General features: G+C 60.3%; 18 protein-coding genes and 1 tRNA gene. 7 read left to right on the top strand and 12 right to left on the bottom strand.

What is annotated here, in order from left to right:
- The first annotated feature begins 43 nt into the window (after positions 1 to 43).
- A complete protein-coding gene (locus SKZ59_RS08720) occupies positions 44 to 1,522 on the top strand; it encodes a hypothetical protein (protein WP_319991416.1) in 1,479 nt (492 codons plus the stop codon).
- A gap of 659 nt (positions 1,523 to 2,181) precedes the next feature.
- Here SKZ59_RS08720 and SKZ59_RS08710 read toward each other — a convergent pair.
- Positions 2,182 to 3,402: an MFS transporter gene (locus SKZ59_RS08710; protein WP_413774536.1), complete on the bottom strand. Its 1,221-nt coding sequence runs from the start codon at positions 3,400 to 3,402 to the stop codon at positions 2,182 to 2,184.
- Between the two features lie 59 nt (positions 3,403 to 3,461).
- Here SKZ59_RS08710 and SKZ59_RS08705 point away from each other — a divergent pair, with 59 nt between their 5' ends.
- A complete protein-coding gene (locus SKZ59_RS08705; protein WP_319991415.1) occupies positions 3,462 to 4,448 on the top strand; it encodes an AraC family transcriptional regulator in 987 nt (328 codons plus the stop codon).
- 214 nt (positions 4,449 to 4,662) lie between these two features.
- Here the strand turns inward: SKZ59_RS08705 and SKZ59_RS08700 are convergent, their stop codons facing one another.
- Entirely contained in the window at positions 4,663 to 4,917 is a 255-nt protein-coding gene (locus tag SKZ59_RS08700; protein WP_319991414.1) for a hypothetical protein, read from the bottom strand.
- Between the two features lie 532 nt (positions 4,918 to 5,449).
- Here SKZ59_RS08700 and SKZ59_RS08695 point away from each other — a divergent pair.
- Positions 5,450 to 5,989 carry a hypothetical protein gene (locus SKZ59_RS08695; protein ID WP_319991413.1) on the top strand — a complete coding sequence of 180 codons (540 nt, stop codon included), beginning with the start codon at positions 5,450 to 5,452 and terminating at the stop codon, positions 5,987 to 5,989.
- A gap of 524 nt (positions 5,990 to 6,513) precedes the next feature.
- Here SKZ59_RS08695 and SKZ59_RS08690 read toward each other — a convergent pair.
- The 4 genes from SKZ59_RS08690 to SKZ59_RS08675 form a co-directional block, all read right to left on the bottom strand.
- Positions 6,514 to 6,588 (bottom strand) — tRNA-Val (locus SKZ59_RS08690).
- 81 nt (positions 6,589 to 6,669) lie between these two features.
- On the bottom strand, positions 6,670 to 7,386 hold the full coding sequence (gene dnaQ, locus SKZ59_RS08685; protein ID WP_034755584.1) for a DNA polymerase III subunit epsilon: 717 nt from the start codon (positions 7,384 to 7,386) through the stop codon (positions 6,670 to 6,672).
- An 87-nt stretch (positions 7,387 to 7,473) separates the two neighbouring features.
- Positions 7,474 to 7,911 (bottom strand): ribonuclease HI, encoded by a 438-nt coding sequence (rnhA, locus tag SKZ59_RS08680; protein WP_034755581.1) that lies wholly within the window; start codon positions 7,909 to 7,911, stop codon positions 7,474 to 7,476.
- Positions 7,904 to 8,680: a class I SAM-dependent methyltransferase gene (locus tag SKZ59_RS08675; protein ID WP_219328870.1), complete on the bottom strand. Its 777-nt coding sequence runs from the start codon at positions 8,678 to 8,680 to the stop codon at positions 7,904 to 7,906. The genes rnhA and SKZ59_RS08675 overlap by 8 nt, the downstream gene beginning before the upstream one ends.
- A 19-nt stretch (positions 8,681 to 8,699) precedes the next feature.
- Here SKZ59_RS08675 and gloB point away from each other — a divergent pair, with 19 nt between their 5' ends.
- Positions 8,700 to 9,509 (top strand): hydroxyacylglutathione hydrolase, encoded by an 810-nt coding sequence (gene gloB, locus SKZ59_RS08670; RefSeq protein WP_319991412.1) that lies wholly within the window; start codon positions 8,700 to 8,702, stop codon positions 9,507 to 9,509.
- A gap of 79 nt (positions 9,510 to 9,588) precedes the next feature.
- Here gloB and aceB read toward each other — a convergent pair whose 3' ends face one another.
- On the bottom strand, positions 9,589 to 11,187 hold the full coding sequence (aceB, locus tag SKZ59_RS08665) for a malate synthase A (protein ID WP_319991411.1): 1,599 nt from the start codon (positions 11,185 to 11,187) through the stop codon (positions 9,589 to 9,591).
- Between the two features lie 216 nt (positions 11,188 to 11,403).
- On the opposite strand from aceB, the gene SKZ59_RS08660 reads away from it, so the two are divergent.
- Positions 11,404 to 12,315: a LysR family transcriptional regulator gene (locus SKZ59_RS08660; protein WP_034755572.1), complete on the top strand. Its 912-nt coding sequence runs from the start codon at positions 11,404 to 11,406 to the stop codon at positions 12,313 to 12,315.
- Positions 12,316 to 12,709: 394 nt separating this feature from the next.
- On the opposite strand, the gene SKZ59_RS08655 is transcribed toward SKZ59_RS08660, so the two are convergent.
- From SKZ59_RS08655 to SKZ59_RS08640, 4 genes are all read right to left on the bottom strand, one after another.
- Entirely contained in the window at positions 12,710 to 12,913 is a 204-nt protein-coding gene (locus SKZ59_RS08655; protein ID WP_010398811.1) for a cold-shock protein, read from the bottom strand.
- Between the two features lie 298 nt (positions 12,914 to 13,211).
- Complete coding sequence (locus tag SKZ59_RS08650; RefSeq protein WP_034755570.1) at positions 13,212 to 13,574, bottom strand: Hpt domain-containing protein; 363 nt, start codon at positions 13,572 to 13,574, stop codon at positions 13,212 to 13,214.
- 22 nt (positions 13,575 to 13,596) lie between these two features.
- Positions 13,597 to 14,247 (bottom strand): uracil phosphoribosyltransferase, encoded by a 651-nt coding sequence (gene upp / locus SKZ59_RS08645; RefSeq protein WP_034755568.1) that lies wholly within the window; start codon positions 14,245 to 14,247, stop codon positions 13,597 to 13,599.
- 145 nt (positions 14,248 to 14,392) lie between these two features.
- The gene (locus tag SKZ59_RS08640) at positions 14,393 to 16,075 is read right to left on the bottom strand and encodes an isovaleryl-CoA dehydrogenase (RefSeq protein WP_319991410.1); all 1,683 of its coding nucleotides are present in this window, start codon (positions 16,073 to 16,075) and stop codon (positions 14,393 to 14,395) included.
- A gap of 396 nt (positions 16,076 to 16,471) precedes the next feature.
- Between SKZ59_RS08640 and SKZ59_RS08635 the strand changes: the two genes are divergently transcribed.
- Both SKZ59_RS08635 and SKZ59_RS08630 read left to right on the top strand, forming a co-directional pair.
- Positions 16,472 to 18,211 (top strand): putative bifunctional diguanylate cyclase/phosphodiesterase, encoded by a 1,740-nt coding sequence (locus SKZ59_RS08635; protein ID WP_034756356.1) that lies wholly within the window; start codon positions 16,472 to 16,474, stop codon positions 18,209 to 18,211.
- Positions 18,208 to 19,704 (top strand): HDOD domain-containing protein, encoded by a 1,497-nt coding sequence (locus SKZ59_RS08630; RefSeq protein WP_070302727.1) that lies wholly within the window; start codon positions 18,208 to 18,210, stop codon positions 19,702 to 19,704. Before SKZ59_RS08635 ends, SKZ59_RS08630 begins: the two co-directional genes overlap by 4 nt.
- Before the next feature lie 141 nt (positions 19,705 to 19,845).
- Here SKZ59_RS08630 and aroC read toward each other — a convergent pair whose 3' ends face one another.
- Entirely contained in the window at positions 19,846 to 20,940 is a 1,095-nt protein-coding gene (gene aroC, locus SKZ59_RS08625; RefSeq protein WP_319991409.1) for a chorismate synthase, read from the bottom strand.
- Between the last annotated feature and the right edge of the window lie 93 nt (positions 20,941 to 21,033).

Genomic DNA, 21,033 nt, shown 5'->3' with positions numbered 1-21,033 from the left:
GGATACTATGTCTTTCAATAACTCAACTTAAACAGGTGCACTCATGTCCGCTCCCAAGTTAGTGTCCGCCAGCCTCGCCGTCTTGTTCTGCGCCACCGCAGCGGCCGGCACGCCCGCCTACCAGCCCTTCCCCAAAGGCTATGGCTATCTGGAACCGGCAGAAACCCGCGCGCTGCAGACGGCCGTAAAGACAGGCGACAACGCCGTCGTGCGCGCGCACGGCTGGCGTTTGTGGGCCGGCATCATGCAGCCAGCCGCCGGCCTGGACTGGCCGGTCTGGTACACCTGGCCCAACGGCACTGACGCGTTCGCCGACACCGCAGCGTTGAACGGCGATGCGGCAGCCGCCACGGCGGAGGTGAAGCCAGCCAAGCGCCGCATGGGCCGCCTGGGGGCGAGCACTTTGACTCCCGTCAACGTGCAAAACACACCGTTTTACCGCATCCCGGAACAGGTCATCACCGCATATCCTGGCGCCATAGTCCGCACGACGGAAGGGGGAAAAGTCAAAATCAGCATCCGCGACGGCATCCACTTCGCCTTCAACGGCGATATCATGATCGCGACGGAATCGCTGAGCAAGGAGGCGCTCGATTTCATCCGCGACCCGAAACAGCCCGTCTACAAGCAAAGCACGCTCGATGCCTTGTACAGCAAGGACGATCCAGCCAAGCGCGTGCACAACCTGAATGCGCCAGCCAGCTATGTCGTGACCAAGCACATGTATTGGCCCGTCAAAGCCAGGGGATTGACCGCATTGCCCGTGTGGCACGACGACTTCAGCGCCAAATATACCGGTTATGCGGGCTACGAAAAGTGGCGTACGGCCATTGCCATCGACCCGGACGGCAAGCAGGTGGGCCAGATGGCCAAGGTCAGCTACCTGCACGGCCTGTACCAGCACGATACCACCACGCCATGGCCCGTCATCACCAAAGCCGCCAAGGTATACGGTTTGCAGGACTTCTACCACCACAAGGTGAGTGCGGCCGACTGGGCCAGTTTCGATGAAGCCGACAAGGCCATCATCAACGCCGCCTGCTACTGGCTGAACGGCCAGCCCTTCGGCGCCGGCGACTACCTGGTCACGGTGGCCATGCACATCAATACCAAGGAAATCCCAAGCTGGGGCCTGCAAAGCGTGTGGTGGTCGGACCGCCCCGGCAGCATGCCGTATGCCGCCAACCGCCCGGCCGACATCCAGGCCACGGGACCGTGGAAACATTATCTGCTGACGGAAGCCTACGGCATCCCGGAAAAAGGCAACCCGGACCTGCTCCCCGTCGCCACCAACCCGTACATCGAACTGGTGACGCACCCGGTCGGCACCAGTTGCTACACCTGCCACGCCAATGCAGGCTGGCCCAGCAGCTTTAAAGCCATGACTCCGGGCGTGGCCAGCTATCAAAATCCGCAATGCCCGAACCTGCGCGCCTCGCTCAACCCCAAGAGTTCGTGCCTGGCACCCTTCACTCTCACGGACTTCCAGTGGATCATCCCGGATCGGGCCGTGGGCAATTAACATACGCCGGCAATTGCCGCAGCCCGGCTTGATGCCGGGAGGCGCATATTAACGACTCAGCCCACCGCCCTGAACAGTCATCTTGTCGCGGCAATTATCAAAAAAAGACCATCATGGATAAGGAAATCATCAATCGATCGCTTCCGCAAGGCGCTGCTGACATTAAAAATATTATTCTGGTCGGCGGTGGCGCCTTTTTCTATCGAAAAGCACTGAAACCGCGCTCCCTTATCACGAGTTGCCGGAACTTAAGGATCCGATCTTTGCCAACGTCCAAGGTTTTCAGTTTGCTGGAACAGAATTGGCCAAGCAGGTATGAGCATCGAACACCACCTGGCACCGTCCCGGCATCCGCAAACGAACGGCATGGTTGAACGATTCAACGGCCGTATGAGCGAGCAAAAGCAGGCCTTCCCTAGCCATAACTGCCGGCGAAGGATGGCATAGCTGGGCGAGGCAACAGCAGAGCGCCTGCTTTTGAGCGCTATGACGGCATAGTTGGCTACGATAAACTAGCCGGTCATTTACTTCGTGCGCTCAGCCAGATCGGGGACTTTGCAAGCTCACAGTGGACTGGTCATCATGAGCCTTCCAACCCGCTCAATTGCGAAAAGCAGGATTTTGATCGCCTGAAGAGCGTCTAGCGAACTTGTGGCGGTTCACTGCGGCAATTCGACCCGAACTCTTAAAGCGATAACGAGAGCAGCGAGCAGCATCACAACGCCAGCAATAATGAAAACGCCTGTCACTCCACCAAACCCGAACATCATGCCACCCAATGCAGCGCCGGCAGCTATTGAAGATTGCACCGCAGCGACGACCATGCCACCAGCTGTCTCCGCTTGATCAGGGACAGCACGGGCTACCCAGTTGGACCAGGCGACAGGTACGCCGCCGAACGCCAGGCCCCACAGAGCGACCAAAAACATCAGGCCTGTTCCTTGGACTGGCAGTAAAATCATGGCGAATGCCGCCAAGCCCACCAGCGCAGGCATGAGCACTAAAGTAGCACGCAGGCTACGCTCCATTAGCCAGCCGGCCAGCAGCGTGCCAACGAAGTTGGCGACACCAAAACCCAGGAGCATCAGAGACAAACCGTTTACATCTATTTGGACAACGCTTTCAAGAGCGGGGCGAATATAGGTGAACAATGCATATTGCCCGGTATGGGCAAGTACGCAGCCCAGCATCCCGATCCCAATCCCCGGGCGACGGAGCAGTCCCAGTACCGATGTGGTGCGCATCATCGTGCGCGGCGCCATACGGGGCAGCGTGAACAATTGAAACACAAGTGTTAGCCCTCCGACAGCCGCGGCTGCTATAAATGCACTGCGCCAGCCATATAGCCCCCCCAAGTAGCTACCCAACGGTACGGAAACGACCGTCCCGATGGCAATGCCGCTGAATATGATGGATAGCGCTCGCGGCACCAACTTTGCCGGCACCAGCCGCATAGCCACGGCTGCCGCCATGCTCCAAAAGCCGCCTAACGCGACGCCCAGAAGAATGCGCATCACCAACAATACTGTCAAGCTTGAGGACAACGCCACCAGCAGGTTGGAGGCGATCATCAGCACCGTGAAAGCCAACAAGACGACACGCCGGTCAAAATGACGCGTGAGACCTGGCACCAACAGCCCGGCGAACATGGCCACGACGGCCGTCACCGTCACTGCCTGGCCAGCTAGTGCCTCCGATACGCCAAGGTCGAAGGCCATCGGGGTCAATAGACTGGCTGGCAGGTACTCCGCCGTCAGTAAACCGAAAACCCCCATTGCCAGTGAAAACACTGCCATCCATGCTGCTGCTGCCGCTGGCTCTAAAACAGACGCATCGTTCGCGTTGGGCGTTTGCCCGGTAGCAAAAACATCGTTGTTCATCTCTACAATCCCTAAAACAATCAGAGTCGAAAGTCTAGAGGTAAAATACAGGATGATCTATGATGGTAAATCCTGATGTTTTGATCAAAACACCTAAAATGAGCAAGCAAAGTCAAATTTCTCCATCATCTAATCTCGTCAGTGAACTATTGACAGGCATGCGCCTGCGTGGAGTCCAGTACCGCCGCATTCAGACCGGTCCAGCTTTCGGCATAGGCTTTGAAGACAAGCCAGGCCACGCCTACTTCCACTTCCTGGCCGTTGGCACTGCCTTCATATGTACGGATGATGGTGAGTTGCATCAGCTGTCCGCCGGTAGCGCGGCGTTCCTGCCTCACGGTCGGAGACATCAGCTTCTATCGGATGCGGGTATTGCATTTCAGGACATCGCAAAGTTCGATGCCGCGCCCCTTGGTGAATCCGTTAGCGGAGTAGACACATGTCCCAGTACGCACCCCGTGCCCAGTGCGGTTATTTTTTACGGCTGCATGGAATTCGATCTCGGCGGGATGCAAGGGATCGGCAAGCTGATGCCAACCGTCATGGTGGCTGACACGCAAGCGCAAGGCTATCCTGGGTTACTGCCTGTTCTTGATTCAATGAAGCGTGAAATCTGCGCCGGCCGTATTGGCTTTGCAGGCATTCTGGCTCGCCTGGCGGAGGTCGCGGCAGCAATGATCGTGCGCGGCTGGATTGAATCCGGTTGTGAAAACGCTTCTGGTCTCCTCGCCGCCTTGCGTGATCCGCGCCTTGCTCGTGCCATATTGGCGCTGCACCGCCAGCCTGGTCGTGAATGGACAGTTGCACAGTTGGCTGCGGAGTGTCATATCTCCCGCTCAGTCTTCGCGCGACGCTTTGAAACCACCATCGGAGTGCCGCCCCTGCGCTATGCCACGGAATTGAGAATGCGTCTTGCCACACAATTGCTCACTCACGAAAGAGTATCCATCGACGTCGTCGCCCGACGCCTTGGCTATACATCTCAAGCCGCGTTCAGTCGTGCTTTCAAGCGCGTCATCGGCAAGCCGCCGGGTGCCTGTCGGTAAATGCTTTGAGGAGAATCGCTGAGGGAAGCGCTGATCAATCCACTTTTCAGCGACCTCTCGCCAGAAACGCAGCAGGCCATCGCGACCGCGCGCGCCGCTGGCCAGTTGATCGCCTCGACGTCGGGCGGCCTTGTCTTCATGAACGATGGTGCCGAGCCGAGCAGCGGCGAACTGGGCTGCCCTACCTGCGGAAGCAGCGAGCATGGCAGTGATGTTAAGCCAGCATGCGAACCTGCGGTTGCTCAACGCCGATCACCGACGCTTGACGCGCGCCGTTCAGCGGCGACCGATCCTGACACGCCTGCAGAAATACCGCAGCAATCATGCCGCAACCTGCCGTCAGTTGCATGATCGGCATACGAAGGCAACGTCCCAGCGTGCTGTAGCCCGGCAAAAGATCGATGGGTTCAACCGGGAAATCGGTGAGACGGTATGTCAAATCCGAACACTGCACCAGCCTCTCACTCACCTCCCTCGTTCCCTGCACGGGGACCGCGCTCCAGGGAGAGGGACAATGCCAGCTAATCGAACACGCCCGCTCAGCCCTTTCCATCATTCCCCAGCACAAACAATCGCTGCGCCGCCTGGAACACGCCCAGCGCCAGCAAACCGAGGTACTGTCACAGCTGAACGCGCAAATCACAGCGCTTTTTGACGCCCTGCAACACTTGACCGAAGACGATCCGTACTTCCTGAGCCGGAATCGGGACGATCGCACGGCAGCCGGATCGATAATTTTTCCGCCCAAGGAAAGGATCAAGAGCGCTATCGCATCAGCAGATAACATCCCCGATAGCTGGAAAACGTACTTGTCCTCAGTTGGAACGGGACACCACTGATGCACATCAACGATATTTTCAAAAAATTAATATTATTACATTTGAATAGTTTTTCTTCAGTAGAAACATATAGGATTTGTATTTCTTACATCCTGGATCTACTCGCCAGAGCTCAATTTGAGATAGCAGACTCAACCATTCAACCAAGTCGAAAGGAACAAGATGAAATCCCATATGCGTCATGCCGCAATGATCGTTTCGCTGTTGTCCGCCTCCTCCTGTGCTTTGGCGCAGGTTCCCAATCGATGCCCATCGCTGGCGTTTTATGGCAATGCCGCCACCAGCGGCCTCTGCAAAAGCCTCAGCCCTGCTACGCAAAACCTGCAAGTGTGTGAATTGACGGCCGCGCAACCCGACGTTCACTTGACCTTTGGCCTCCAGCCAAATGGCGTGAACCCGCCCGTCCCTCTCCACCTGACAGTGCGCACTCAGGCCAACAACTGCGAACAAGCGACCAATATCGTCCAGAACGCTGCCGGAGCGTTTGTCGCGCAAAGCAACGCCCTGCTCTGTGGCGTCGACCCCGTCACCTATGTTCAACGCATGAACGCTCAAACGATTGTCCCGGGGAGCAACGGTCAAAGCGCTTGTCGCACAGCATTCATAAACGCACAGACGGGCGGTAAATTGACGCCCGCAGTGGCGCAAGGCTACCTCAATGCTTGCAACACCGGAGGCCTCGCGAATGCCGCATGTCCGTGATGTGAAGCGGCAAGCAACAAAGGCGACAAGAAATGAGCTGCATTCCGAGTGCGAGCGAAGGCATTTTGAAAGGCTAGCGGGTATCCAGCAGACTCGTGGCGATTCACAGTGATCCGGAAATGAGATAAAAATGAGCAAAGGTAGCGGTAATAACGGGGGCCGTAATGGTGGCTCCCAGGGCGGTGGCAGTAAAGGTGGCGGGGCAGCTGGCGGTGGCCGTGGGCAAGGAAATGGCGGAGGGTGGCCAAGTGCAACGGGCAAGCCATCCGGCGGAGGGCGCAGCAATGCACCCGCTGGCGCTGGCAACAAATAGGTCTGGCGCTGGTTTAGCTTAACAATTCCGTCGAGAGGAAGCGCCCGCAAGCTAAGCGTGTGTACTCGCTTGACGTGAAAACGGCCGCAGGAAGCGGCCGTATCATTTGGGGCTGGACAGCGGGTTAACAACCCATTGCCCCAGATTTGCCCCAAGTTCCTATTCAGACAAGATATGAAATCCCAGGTCTTTGAATACAAACTAAAATTTTTGGTGGGAAGTGCAAGTTTCGAACTTGCGACCCCTGCAGTGTGAATGCAGTGCTCTACCCCTGAGCTAACCTCCCGAAGCGAGGCGAATTATCGCATAGGTGTTGCGGCATCTGCAAGGGCTGGCAAGAGGAAATTTACCTAGCCCCGCTTTTTTCTCAGGCGGCCGCTGGCGGTGACGTGACGGCGGTCCAGATGCACTGGCCTTTGGCGGCCTTGTCGAGGCCGGCGATGGTGGCTTCGTGCGCGGCGAGCTCGTCGGCCGTGGCGCTCTGGAAGATGACTTCGGCCAGGGGCACGATTTCCAGCACGGCGCCGTCGGCGGCCACTTCCACTTCTTCTTCCATGCTCAGGCTGTTTTGCCCACGCGTCATGGCCAGGTAGACGTCGGCCAGCAACTCGGAGTCGAGCAGCGCGCCGTGCAGCTTGCGGTGGGCGTTCGAGACGCCGTAGCGGTCGCACAGGGCGTCAAGCGAGTTGCGCTTGCCCGGGTGCATTTCCTTCGCCTGCACCAGGGTGTCGATCACGCCAACCACTTGCTCGTGGACTGGCGGCAGGTTCAGGCGCTTGAATTCCGCGTTCAGGAAGCCGATGTCGAACGGGGCGTTGTGGATGATCAGTTCGGCGCCGGCGATGTAGGCACGGAACTCGTCGGCGATTTCCGCGAATTTCGGTTTGTCGCTGAGGAATTCCGTCGTCAATCCGTGGACGGCCAACGCGCCCTCTTCCGAATCGCGCTCCGGATTGATGTAATGGTGGAAATTATTCCCCGTCAACATGCGGTTGTTCAGCTCGACCGCCCCGATCTCCAGGATGCGGTCGCCCGTGCGCGGGTTCAGGCCGGTGGTTTCAGTATCGAGAACAATTTGACGCATGGCAGATTCAGTCGTAAAAGCAAAAAGCGAAGGGCACAGTATAGCAAAACTGTGCCCTGCGATTACAACTCCCGAGCTTGGATATTCTTACGCGCGCACGGTTTCCACGCCCAAGTTGGCCAGTTGATCGGCCCGCTCGTTGCCCGGATGTCCGTTATGGCCGCGCACCCAGCGCCACTCCACTTCATGCACGGCCTGGGCGATGTCGAGCGCCTGCCACAGGTCGACGTTTTTCACGGGTGCCTTGGCCGCCGTTTTCCAGCCGCGCGCCTTCCAGCCGTGGATCCATTCGCTGATGCCCTTCTGGACATACTGGCTATCGGTATACAACACTACCTGGCACGGACGTTTGAGCGCCGTCAAGGCTTCGATCACGGCTTTCAATTCCATGCGGTTATTCGTCGTATTCAGTTCCCCGCCATAAATTTCTTTCTTGGCGCCATCGGCCACCATCAGTGCACCCCAACCGCCAGTGCCGGGGTTGCCCTTGCATGCGCCATCGGCGTAAATCTCAACCTTATCCATCTTGCTGTTCCCGCCTTTTATTCGTGACCGGTGCGCCTGCGGGCGCCGTCGCCGGTTTCTTGGTCCACGCCGGACCGATCAAACGCATCCCTTTGACGCGCTTGATCGCCTGCACTATATACACTGCGCCCAGATATGGCCACCAGCGCGCACCCGCCTTGTCCATGAAAGCGTTGCGGCGCAGCCATTTTTCTGTCCTGCAGGCAGGTGCGTAGCAGCCGAAGTAGCTTTGACTGACGCCCATGTTGAGCAATTTTAACCAGTCTTTCATGCGCGGCATAGAGATCAGCTCGCCGGCTTGCGGCAGGTAGTGGCGCCCCGTGACCCGCCCCACCCCCTGGCGCATGCCCCACAGGCTGGCCGGATTGAAGCCGCAGACGATCACTCTCCCTTCCGGGATCAGCACGCGCTCGACTTCGCGCAAGACCTGGTGCGGCTCGGCGGCAAATTCGAGTACGTGCGGCAAGACCACCAGGTCCAGGCTTTGCGAATCGAACGGCAACTCATCGAAGGCCGACACGAGGGTCAGGCGCTTCTCTTGCGGCGGGCGCGGAGGCAAGCGCGCATCGAGCAGCCATTTGTTCGGCATGCGGTTGGCGGCCAGCGCGTCGAGCTGGGGCAAGCCGATCTGCACGGCATTAAAACCGAAGATATCGACAGTCAGGCTGTCGAGGCATTGCTGCTCCCAGGCGCGCACGTACAGGCCGGCCGGCGTCTGCAGCCAGCCGTCAAGCGCTATAATGGATTTTTCGGATGCCACACTGTCCATTCAGTTTTCTCTTTTGCTCATGACACACTCCCCTGAACACGCTCTATCGGTACTTGCCGTGCCCGCCTTTGCCGACAATTACCTGTGGCTGATCCACGACGGCCGCCACGCCGCCGTGGTCGATCCCGGCGATGCGACGGCCATCCTCGATGCGCTGCAAGCCCATCAGTTGACCTTGTCCGCCATTTTACTCACGCATCATCACGCCGACCACACGGGTGGCGTGCCTGAATTGTTGCAGCATTTCGCCGTCCCCGTCTTCGGCCCGCGCAATGAGGCTATCACAGCCATCACGGAACCGCTTGCCGAAGGCGATGTCGCCCATGTGCCCGAGCTGGGTTTGCAGATGAACGTCATCGACGTGCCCGGCCATACGAAGGGGCATATCGCCTACGTGCGCCAGCGTGACGAGCGCAGCGGCGCCCCGTGGCTGTTTTCCGGCGACACCCTGTTTGCGGGCGGCTGCGGCCGCCTGTTCGAAGGCACGCCGGGCCAGATGGCCGATTCGCTGGGCAAGCTGGCCGCCCTGCCCGACGATACCGAGGTATTTTGCGCGCATGAGTACACCTTGTCCAATTTGCGCTTTGCCAACGCCGTCGAGCCGGGCAATGTGGCCCTGCAGGAACGCATCGCCATCGACACGGAAAAGCGCCAGCAGGGCTTGTCGACCGTGCCGTCGACCATCGCCCTTGAAAAGGCCACGAATCCCTTCCTGCGCTACCGCGAATCGGCGATCCTGACCAGCCTGAAGGTGGAAGGCAAGCTGACGGCAGATGCCTCCCCCGTGGAAGCGTTTGCCGCGCTACGGATGTGGAAAAACAACTTTTAAGCTGCTGCTTCCAAAAAGAAAAATCCCGGCGATACCATCAGGCACCGCCGGGATTTTTTATTGATCTATTTGATCAGGATCAGATTTCCTCGTACAGCGGCAAGGTCAGGAATTCGGCGAACGATTCCGACGTCGACATTTCCTCGAAAATCTGGCCGGCGCGTACATAGGTCGGGCCGTTGCCGCCTGGCGCATCGCGCTGCACCTTGGCCAGCTCTTCCGGAATCATGGCGCGCACCATCTCGGCCGTCACCTTGCGGCCATCTTCCAGCACACCCTTGCTCGAGCGGATCCACTGCCACACTTGCGAGCGGCTGATCTCGGCCGTGGCCGCGTCTTCCATCAGGTTGTGGATAGGCACGCAACCATTGCCGGCCAGCCAGCTGCCCAGGTAGTGGATGCCGACGTTGATGTTGTAGCGCAAGCCCGCTTCCGTGATCGGCGCTTCCGGCTGGAAGTTCAGCAGGTCCGACGCTTTCACGTCGATGTCGGGACGCTGTTTCTCGATCTGGTTCGGCTTGTCGCCGAGCACTTTGGTGAACTCGCCCATGGCCAGTTCCACCAGGCCCGGATGGGCCACCCAGCCGCCGTCGTAGCCGTCGGTGGCATCGCGCGCCTTGTCGTTGCGCACGCCGCCCATGGCGATATCGTTCTTTTCCGGATCGTTCTTGATAGGGATCAAGGCTGCCATGCCGCCGATAGCTGGCGCGCCACGCTTGTGGCAAGTTTTCAGCAACAGCAAGGCATAGGCGCGCATGAACGGTGCCGTCATGGTCACTTTCGCGCGGTCGGCCAGGCAGAAATCCTTGTCCAGCTTGAATTTCTTGATGCACGAGAAGATGTAATCCCAGCGGCCCGCGTTCAGGCCCGAGCTGTGCTCTTTCAGCTCGTACAGGATTTCATCCATTTCAAACGCGGCCAGAATGGTTTCGATCAGGACAGTCGCCTTGATCGTGCCTTGCGGCAAGCCCAATTCATTTTGCGTCATGACGAAAATATCGTTCCACAGGCGCGCTTCCAGGTGCGATTCCATCTTCGGCAGGTAGAAATATGGGCCGGCGCCGCGCGCCAGTTGTTCCTTGGCGTTATGGAACATGAACAGGGCGAAATCGAAAATGCCGCCGGAAATGCGCTTGCCATCGACCAGCACGTGCTTTTCATCGAGGTGCCATCCGCGCGGACGCACGACGAGTGTCGCGATCTTGTCGTTCAGCTTGTACGACTTGCCATTTTGCTCGAGCGAAATCGTCTTGCGCACGGCATCGAACATATTGATCTGGCCCGTGATCTGGTTGTCCCAGTTCGGCGTGTTCGAATCCTCGAAGTCCGTCATATAGCTGTCCGCACCGGAATTGAAGGCGTTGATAACCATCTTGCGCTCGACGGGGCCCGTGATTTCCACACGGCGGCATTCGAGCGCCTTCGGGATCAGCGCGATCTTCCAGTCGCCTTCGCGGATGTGCGCGGTTTCTGGCAAGAAATCAGGACGCTCGCCCGCGTCGAGGCGCTTGGCCCGCTCCACGCGCACGGCCAGCAATTGCTGGCGGCGCGGCTCGAATTCACGCGTCAGCTTGGCCACCAGCGCCAGCGCGGCCGGCGTCAAGATCTGTTCGTAGCCGGGCTGGATGTCACCCGTGATTTGCATGCCTTCTGGAAGTGCGATCGTGTTCTGCGTCATGAAGTTCTCCGGTTTTTAGTCAATATAAGCAAAGGTAATCTGGTGATCCAAGTATAAGCTGAACGACTGCGCGGACAAGCTGGACAGAGGCGCAAAAACACTCTGCCGGGCGGCGCGTTTGTTCTATAGTATTGCACTATAAGGCATGGAAACGAGATTAAAAATCACTTCATCTATGCGTTTTTATCACAAGTGATGACATCGCGGGAGCAAAGCATGGGGCAGTTCAGACAAATATCGACGTTCGTGGAAGTGGTGGCCAAGGGCAGCCTGTCGGCCGCCGCGCGCGCGGAAGGCATCGCGCCAGCCATGATAGGCCGGCGTCTTGATGCGCTGGAGCAGCGCCTGGGTGTCAAATTGCTGCAGCGTACGACGCGCAAGCTGGCATTGACGAATGAAGGCGCCGCCTTCCTCGAAGATTGCCAGCGCATCCTCGGCGAACTGGAAGAGGCGGAAGCGGCCGTGGCCGAGCGCAGCGTGAAGGCCAGCGGCCATTTGCTCATTTCCGCGCCGGCCGGCTTCGGACGCCAGCACGTGGCACCACTGATTCCCTCGTTTGTCGCCGAACACCGCGACGTGACGGTGTCGCTGAACCTGAACGACCGCCTCGTCGACCTGATCGGCGAAGGCATCGACGTGGCCATCCGCATCGCCAGCCTGTCCGATTCCTCGCTCGTGAGCACCAAGCTGGCGGACAACCAGCGCGTGCTCGTCGGCTCGCCCGCCTATTTGAAACGGGCGGGCACGCCCCGTATCCCGGCCGACCTGGCGAAACACAATTGCCTGGCGATCAGCAGCGAAGGCAGCCAGCGGGGCTGGACCTTCCGCGAAAATGGCAAGAACATCATTTTAAAGGTAGCGGGCAATATGGTCTGCAACGATGGCGAAGTGCTGCACGACTGGGCGCTGGCAGGCAAGGGCCTGGCGTGGCGCTCGATGTGGGAAGTGGGCGCCGAGATCGCCTCGGGCCAGCTGGTGACGGTGCTGGACCAGTTCGCCGCCCCGGGCAATGACATTTACGCCGTGTTCGCCCAGCGCCGCCACTTGCCGCTGCGCATACGGGCGTTTGTGGATTTTTTAAGGCACAGTTATTCGCAACCAGACTACTGGCGCGAACGGGCTATTTGAAGACGCGGGACCAAACCTGCTGCGCGTCGGCATAGGCGGCCTGTGATGCTCACCGTACTAGAGTACGGTTGCGCTTCTCGGCCACCTCTTCCTTCCGCTCGCGACGGTTTTGTCCGGCGTCGTGACGCATGAGGAAACAACAACTCCCGGATCAGCATTGGCAAGCGTAGGTCGGCTTAGCGCAGCGTAAGCCGACACCAGCCCACACATCTTGCCAACGCCACTCTTGTCGGCTTACGCGCAAGCGCTAAGCCGTCCTACCTGATGACGCAAAGCACGCCCAAAAGAGCCGCGTAGCCCATAAAACACTCGCAAAACCGCAACTTCACGGAAATTTAGGCGAAAAAAAATCCTCGGAGACCGAGGATTTCTTTATTTCGTTTGATCCAGCGTATTAGATTGGCTGAATGTTCGAAGCTTGCTTGCCTTTAGGGCCAGCGGTCACTTCAAAAGAAACGCGTTGGTTCTCTTGCAGGGACTTGAAGCCGTTCGACTGGATAGCCGAGAAGTGAGCGAACAGATCTTCGCCGCCTTCGTCAGGGGTAATAAAGCCGAAACCCTTCGAATCATTGAACCATTTTACGATGCCAGTTGCCATTACAATTTCCTATTTCAGTTAAGTTGGGCTTGCGCCCGTTATATCGTTTGAAGCAAGAAAGAAATGACAGACAAACTGCACTACTACCTCGAATCCAACGATGCCCAATTATACCAACAAAACTGAGAAAAACCATTCTTTCGCAAAATAAACTTACGAACACTACTTTAATAGCCAAATCCCCGTCTTGCGGCGCCCTGTACCAGCGGCATGGAGACACTATATCCTAATCTTCGACGCGGGTGCTTTGCGTTGTATCAAATGAATCATTGCAACCACATCTCTATAGTGCTGTCGCTCATGCAATGAAATGGGTGGCCGCCGCATCGCGTCCCGCCCAGTCCAGCAGCGCCGTCACTTGCGCCCGCACGCCAGGCCATTCCGCCACTGCTTGCGCAGGGGCATTGAGCATGGCGCGCACCAGCTGTTCGATGCGCCGGCATTCCTGGCCCAGCGCGGCAAAGCCGAAGGTGGCGGCCGAGCCGGCCACCGCATGCAGCGCGCGGTGCAGCTCCGTCAACGGTTCCAGACGGGGGCCTTCGCTGTCGCAGCGGCTGCTTGCCTGCGTGATCGCCTGCAACAGGGCCGGCACGCCAGCAGCATATTTTTCATTCAGGGCACGCAAACGCGCGCGAAAGTCCGGGTCGATCAAGGTTGCCATCGCAATACTCGCCTGACGCTGCTTACTTGGTGCCGAAGATGCGGTCGCCGGCGTCGCCCAGGCCCGGCACGATATAGGCGTGGTCATCCAGATGCGAATCGAGCGCGGCGCAGAACATCTTGACGTTCGGATGCGCGTTCTGGAACACGGTCACGCCTTCCGGTGCGGCCACCAGGGCCAGGAAGATGATCTGCTCGTCCGTCACGCCGCGTTTTTTCAGCACGTCGACGGCGTACACGGCCGAATTGCCGGTCGCTACCATCGGGTCGCACAGGATAAAGGTGCGCTCGCTCAGGTCCGGCAGGCGCACCAGGTATTCCACGGGCATGTGCGTGGCCGGGTCGCGGTACACGCCGATGTGGCCGACGCGCGCCGATGGCACCAGGTTCAGCAAGCCATCGCTCATGCCGATGCCGGCGCGCAGGATGGGCACGATGGCCAGTTTCTTGCCGGCGATAACAGGCGCGTCGATGGTGACGAGCGGGGTCTTGATTTCGCGCGTCGTCAGCGGCAGGTCGCGCGTGATTTCATAACCCATCAGCAGAGTGATTTCCTTGAGCAATTCACGGAAGGTGCGCGTCGACGTGTCGTGCTCGCGCATGTGGCTCAGTTTGTGCTGGATCAAAGGGTGATCGGTAATGAACAAATTCGGGAAGCGTGGGTCTTGTTTCATATTGTTTTTCTTTCTCTACGGTCTGGCGCGGCGGCAAGCATGGCCGCAAGCGCGCTGTGTATCGATAAAATGATGGATTGCGGCATTATCCCAGCCCGCAGGCCGCCTGTGGCCGGAATTTTCGAAATAATCGGTTTTATTGAAATCAATACTCGCGCAGCGCGCGCGCCAGGATGGCCGTGCAATCGGTACCAACCGGCAAGCGGCCATACGCCCCGCCCGGCGCCTGCACCAGCCGCGACTGCAGGAATGCTTGCGCAACAAACGGCGGCGCATGGCGCAGCAGCAAGGCCGCCTGCACGGCCAGCACGATGCGTTCGGACAATTGCCGGGCGCCAAATTCATCAGTCTGCGGCCCGTCCAGGTCGTCCAGCAGCCGCGCGCGGTAGGCAACAAAGGCGGCGTCATCATCGCCGGCCAGCGCCAGCTCGGCCGCCAGGGCGTCGCGCGCGGCCGGCGACTTGCCGAAGGCGCGCAAGACGTCGAGGCACATCACATTGCCCGAGCCTTCCCAGATCGAGTTGACGGGCAGTTCGCGGTACAGGCGCGCCAGCGGCGCGTCTTCCACGTAACCAGTGCCGCCCAGCACCTCCATGGCCTCGAAGCCAAAGCCGGGACCGCGCTTGCAGATCCAGTATTTGCCGGCCGGCGTGAGCACGCGCGCCAGCATCGCTTGCCGCGGATCGTCCTTTTCATCGAAACAGCGGGCCAGGCGCAGCGCGAAGGCCGTGGCCGCTTCCGATTCGAGCGCCAGGTCGGCCAGCACGTTTTGCATCAGCGGCTGCTCGGCCAGCGGCTTGCCGAACACGGCCCGCTGGCGCGCATGGTGCAGCGCCTGCGTCAAGGCGGCGCGCATGATGCCGGTGCTGCCCAGCACGCAATCGAGGCGCGTATGGCTGGCCATTTCCAGAATCGTGGGTATGCCCCGCCCCGGCTGCCCCACGAGCCAGCCGTAGGCATTCGTAAATTCCACTTCCGACGACGCATTCGAGCGGTTGCCCAATTTATCTTTCAGACGCTGCACGCGGATGGCATTGCGGCTGCCGTCGGGCAGGTAGCGGGGCAGGAAGAAGCACGACAATCCTCCCTCGTCCGCCTGCGCTAAAATCAAATGGGCGTCGCACTGGGGCGCCGAAAAAAACCATTTGTGGCCGACGATGCGCCAGACGCCATCAGCCTCGCCGCCGAACAGCGCTTGCGCCTCGGCCGCCGGCACGGGCACGGCGCGCGTGGTATTGCTGCGCACGTCCGAGCCGCCCTGCTTTTCCGTCATGCCCATGCCGACCAGGGCGCCCCGCTTCCGCTCCACGGGCAGGGAGCGTGGATCGTACTCGCGCGAGAGGATTTTCGGCAGCCAGCGCTGCGCGATCTGCGGCAAGTCCACCGCCTGGCGCAAGGCCGGCACCGAGGCATACGTCATCGTCACGGGACACTGCGTGCCGTTTTCCACCTGTCCCACTAATAGATAGGCGGCCGCGCGCGCCACCTGGGCACCGGAACCGGGCGCGGCCCACGGCGAAGCGTGCGCCCCCGCGCCCACGAGGATGGCCATCAGTTCATGCCAGGCCGGATGGAACAGCACTTCGTCGATGCGGCGCCCGGCCCGGTCGAACTGCTGCAACTCGGGCGTATGGATATTGGCCAGGCGCGCCAGCGCATAGGTCTCGGCGCGGCCCAGCTTCTCGCCCAGCGCGTCGAGCTCCTGCCGCGCCGCGCCGCCGCCTTCGCGCAGCAGAGCTTCGATCAGCGCCGGGTCGCAGGCAAACAGATTGACGTTTTCGAACGGCGTAGCCTGGTTGAAAACTTCATGTGTGTCAAAAGCATTCATGGGGGTCTCCCGCGATTTGTTATCATGGCGCCCTTGCCGTCGCTGGCGCACCGTCAACACCGCCTGCCAGCCAGACTAGCGTAAAGCGCATGGCGGGGCAAGCGCGCCAGTGGAAGCAAGCGCAGATAAATGTTTCCATAGAGAATGAAAATGCCTGTGTGTGTCGCGTAGCATGATTTTTTTCATGGAAGGCAGGAATATTTACAAAACCTGAAGCAATGTTGCTCTATTTCATGTAATCGGGTGCTTTTCAATGATACATTTCGTGTGGATCGCGTTCCGATAGCCGCTCTTTCGGCCCCTATGGCGCGCGTCACGCACGACGCACTCTTTCCGTTGGCGCCCTGCCCTGCAGCGAGCGCCGGCACTGATAATAAAAAGGTAAAAGCCAGCACGATGTTTTCCAGTACCCCATCCGCCGCCCACCGCGAGGCCCGCCACGAGTTGGACAACCTCATGGAAGAGGCAGGCGACGTCGTGTTCCGGCTCGATACGGACGGCCTGATCCTGTTCGCCAGCAAGCGCGCGGCCACCCTGTTTGGCGCGCCATCGGGCCTGACGGGCCACTTGCTGCTGCCGCTGGCCACCGAAGCGTCGCGCGCGGCGCTGCAGGCGGCGCTGGAAGACGCGCTGGAAGAACCGGGCCGCCTGGAAGTGCGCCTGCAAACGCCGGACCAGGAAATCTGGTTCGAACTGCGCCTGTCTTCTTATATGAACGCGGCCGGCGTGGCCGAATTGCTGGTGGTCGGGCGCGACACGTCGGCCCAGCACAATACGGAAGAACGGCTGCGCCATATGGCCACGCACGATGCGCTGACCGGCTTGCCGAACCGTTTGCTGCTGTCGGACCGCATCCGCATGGTGATCGCCCAGGCCGCCCGTTCGGGCCAGGGCTTTTCCGTCGCCACCATCGGCCTCGATGGCTTTAAAAAGGTCAACGATGGCCTGGGCCACCCCGTCGGCGACGCCGTGCTGCGCCTGGCCGCCGCGCGCCTGCGCAAGACCCTGCGCGACAGCGACACCCTGGCGCGCGTGGGCGGCGATGAATTCGTCGCCGTGCTGCCCGGCAGCGCCACGGACGCGCAGATCAAGCTGGTGACGGGCCGCCTGCTGGCCACCCTGCAGGCGCCATTCGAAGTCGACGGCCACACGATCTACGTGGGCGCCTCCGTGGGCGTGTCGATCTATCCGCTGCATGCGGAAGATGAAGTGCGCCTGGTGGCGCTGGCCGACGCGGCCATGTCGCGCGCCAAGGAAACGGGCAAGGCCCGCTGCCTGGTCTACAGCCCGCGTTTGAACGGCCCGTCGGAACACGACATCTCGCTGGAAGCGGCCATGTTCCAAGCCGTGCGCGAAGGCGAATTCCTGCTCTTTTACCAGCCCATCGTCGATGCGCACACGCGGCAAATCCAGGGCTTCGAAACCCTGATGCGCTGGAAGCATCCGACCCTGGGCCTGGTGCCACCCGTGCGCTTCATCCCGATTGCCGAAGCCAATGGCCTGATCAATCTGCTCGGTGCCTGGGCATTGAAGGCGGCCTGCGTGCAGCTCAAGCAATTCCAGGAAGTGGCCAAGCGGCCGCTGTACATCTCCGTCAATATCAGCCCGCGCCAGTTCCGCAACGACAAATTCCTCGACGTGCTCGATGACGCGATCGCGTTTTCGGGACTCTCGGGCGAACACCTGGTGCTGGAAATTACGGAAGGCACCTTGATGATCGACCCCGTGCATGCGGAAACCATCCTCGTCAAGATGACGGAGCGCCGCGCGCGCATCGCCATCGACGATTTCGGCACCGGCTATTCTTCGCTCGCGTATCTGAAGCGCTTTCCCATTTCCGTGCTGAAGATCGACCGCACCTTCATCAAGGACTTGCCCGCATCGAGCAAGGATGCGGCCATCTGCAACACCATTCTCGACCTGGCCAAGCATTTGAATTTGTCCGTGGTGGCCGAAGGCGTGGAAACCGAAGAGCAGATGCATTTCATCGAGTCGCGCGGCTGCCAGTACGTGCAAGGCTACCTGACGGGCAAACCGATGCCGGCCCATGCCGCGCTAGCGGCCTTGAGCGACAAAACCTATGCGGCGCTGGTGCCTGTGCCGTCTGCCAATGAACCGCGCGGAGGGGTGCAATGAATCCAGGTCATTTCACGGTACCGACACAGCTGGGTAAGAACACCCTCGACCTGCTGTGGGCGCGCACGCGCCAGCAGGGCGACATGCCCGGCTTCGCGAAAGCCATCAGCGCCATCCTCGGCGCCATGCGCGGCGAGGACGACCACGAATTCGACATCACGCAAACGGTGCTGTCCGACCCTGTCCTCACGCACAAGGTGCTGCGCTTGGCCAACAGCGGCATGTATTCGGCCTTCGGCCAGCGGGTCAACACGGTGTCGAAGGCCGTGCTGGTGCTGGGCATCGACGCCATCGGCCATCTGGCGCTGGGCCTGAAACTGATCGAAGAGCTGTCACAGGCGTCGCCCGACTCCGTCAGCGCCCATGTGGAAATGGAAAAGGCCGTGCTGGCCGGGATGGTGGCGCAGCAGGTGGCCACCAGCGCCGGCAGCCTGCAGGCGGAGCAGGCCGTCGTCTGCTCGATGCTGCACACCCTGGGCCGCATGATGGTGACGTTCTACATGACGGACTTCTGGGCGCGCATGCAGGCGCATGCGGGTCCCGGCAACGAGGCTGCCGCCGCGCGCGAAATTTTAGGGCTGTCGCTGCCCGAAGTGGGCTATGCCACGGCCGCCCACTGGGGCTTGCCGCAGCACCTGATCAACGGCATGCGTCCGATGGACCCGTCGCCGGACAACTCTCCCGTCAGCGGCGCCGACTGGATGGCGGGCCTGTCGACGATGGCGGCGCGCTGCGCCGACTCGCTGTGGCATGACGACGCGGCCGGCGCGGCGCAGGTGCATGCGCTGATCGACGATTATGCGGGCACACTGGGCATCACGGCGACCGACCTCGTGGTGGCCGTGGACAAGGCCAAGGCGATGGCGGCGGCCGACCTGTCGATCGCGCCCCTGTCGAAACCGGCCGAACGGCGCGCGCGCCAGCTGGCGTCGACGCGCATGCGCGCCGAAGGCAACCGCGTATTGATCGGCGGCCTGGCCGACCTGCGCAGCGCCATCGGCAGCGCCAGCCCGGGCCAGATGGTCTCGATGGCGCTTGAAACGCTGCACCAGGGCTTCGATTTTTCGCGCTCGGTGGCCTTCGTGCGCAACCACAGGGATCATCTGTATTCGGCGCGCATCAGCATGGGCGAAGGCATGGCCGACTTGCAGGATTTGATGGTGTTTGGCGACGCGTATGAACCGAACGTCTTCCACGCGGCCCTCAATAGCGACCGCGTGATCTTCATCGACAATGCGCGCGACCCGAAATTTGCAGCCAAGCTGCCGCAATGGTGGAAAGCGACGTTGTCGGAAGCGCGCAGCTTCGTCGTGCTGCCGCTGTCGGCCAACGGCCATCCCACGGGATTTTTATATGGCGACTGGGACGACAGCTTCCCGCCGATCCAATTGAACCAGACGGAATTCAACCTGATCAACGATATCCGGGCTTTACTGGTGCAGTCGGTGGAGATGCGGCACCAGCTGGAGCTGGTGGCAAATAAAGTGGCTTGAAATTCACAACCCGACGGCAGCCGCGTAGGTCGGGTTAGCCCAAAGGGCGTAACCCGACATCACCGCAGAGACAACAATGTTGTCGGATTACGCGCAAGCGCTAATCCGACCTACGTCTGCTCTTACGCCGCGAGCTAAAATTTACTTCAACTTCGGCGTCGAAACCGACACATCGCCGCATTGCGCGCGGTGCATCAGGGCGTGGTCGATCAGCACCAGCGCCAGCATGGCTTCGGCGATCGGCGTGGCGCGGATGCCCACGCACGGGTCGTGGCGGCCGAACGTTTCCACCATCACGGGATTGCCTTCTTTATCGATCGAGCGGCGCGGCGTGCGGATCGACGACGTCGGCTTGATGGCGATCGAGACTTTGACATCTTGCCCCGTCGAAATACCGCCCAGTACGCCGCCGGCGTTATTGCCGATAAAGCCTTCCGGCGTCAGTTCGTCGCCGTGCTGGGAACCCTTCTGCGCCACCGAATCGAAACCGGCGCCGATTTCCACGCCTTTCACCGCATTGATGCCCATCATGGCGTAGGCGATGTCGGCGTCAAGCTTGTCGTAGATGGGCTGGCCCAGGCCGACGGGTACGTTTTGCGCGATCACGTCGATGCGCGCGCCGATGGAATCGCCATCGCGGCGCAACTGGTCCATCGCTTCTTCCATGCGCGCGATCAGATCCGCGTCGCCGCTGGCGGCAAAGAACGGATTCGCATGCACGTGTTCCCACGACTGGAATGGCACGGGAATGTCGCCCAGCTGGCTCATGCAACCCTTGAACGTGGTGCCGTATTGCTGCAGCAGCCATTTCTTGGCAATCGCCGCCGCACCCACCACGGGGGCCGTCAGGCGCGCCGACGAGCGCCCGCCGCCGCGCGGATCGCGCACGCCGTACTTGTGCCAGTAGGTGTAGTCGGCGTGGCCGGGGCGGAAGCTTTCCGCGATATTGCCGTAATCCTTGCTGCGCTGGTCTTCATTGCGGATCAGCAGCGCGATGGGCGTACCCGTCGTCACGCCCTGGTACACGCCGGAGAGGATCTCGACCGTATCGGATTCCTGGCGCTGCGTCACGTGGCGCGACGTGCCCGGCTTGCGGCGGTCCAGCTCGGGCTGGATATCGGCTTCCGACAGGATCAATCCCGGCGGACAGCCATCGATCACGCAGCCGATGGCCGGACCATGCGATTCGCCGAAAGTGGTAACAGTAAACAGCTTGCCAAAAGAATTGCCGGACATAGTAGGAAGTGTGAGGACTGGAAAACTCAATTCTACCAGCCTGCGGGGCATGCCATGCCGCTAATGCCACACCGAGGCCCGATATTCCCCCGC

Origin of the sequence: Janthinobacterium sp. GMG2 (assembly GCF_033949445.1) — a bacterium.
In the GTDB taxonomy this organism is placed as follows: domain Bacteria; phylum Pseudomonadota; class Gammaproteobacteria; order Burkholderiales; family Burkholderiaceae_D; genus Janthinobacterium; species Janthinobacterium aestuarii.
Note: the sequence above shows the minus strand (reverse complement) of the source record. Positions and strands in the feature narration are given on the sequence as shown.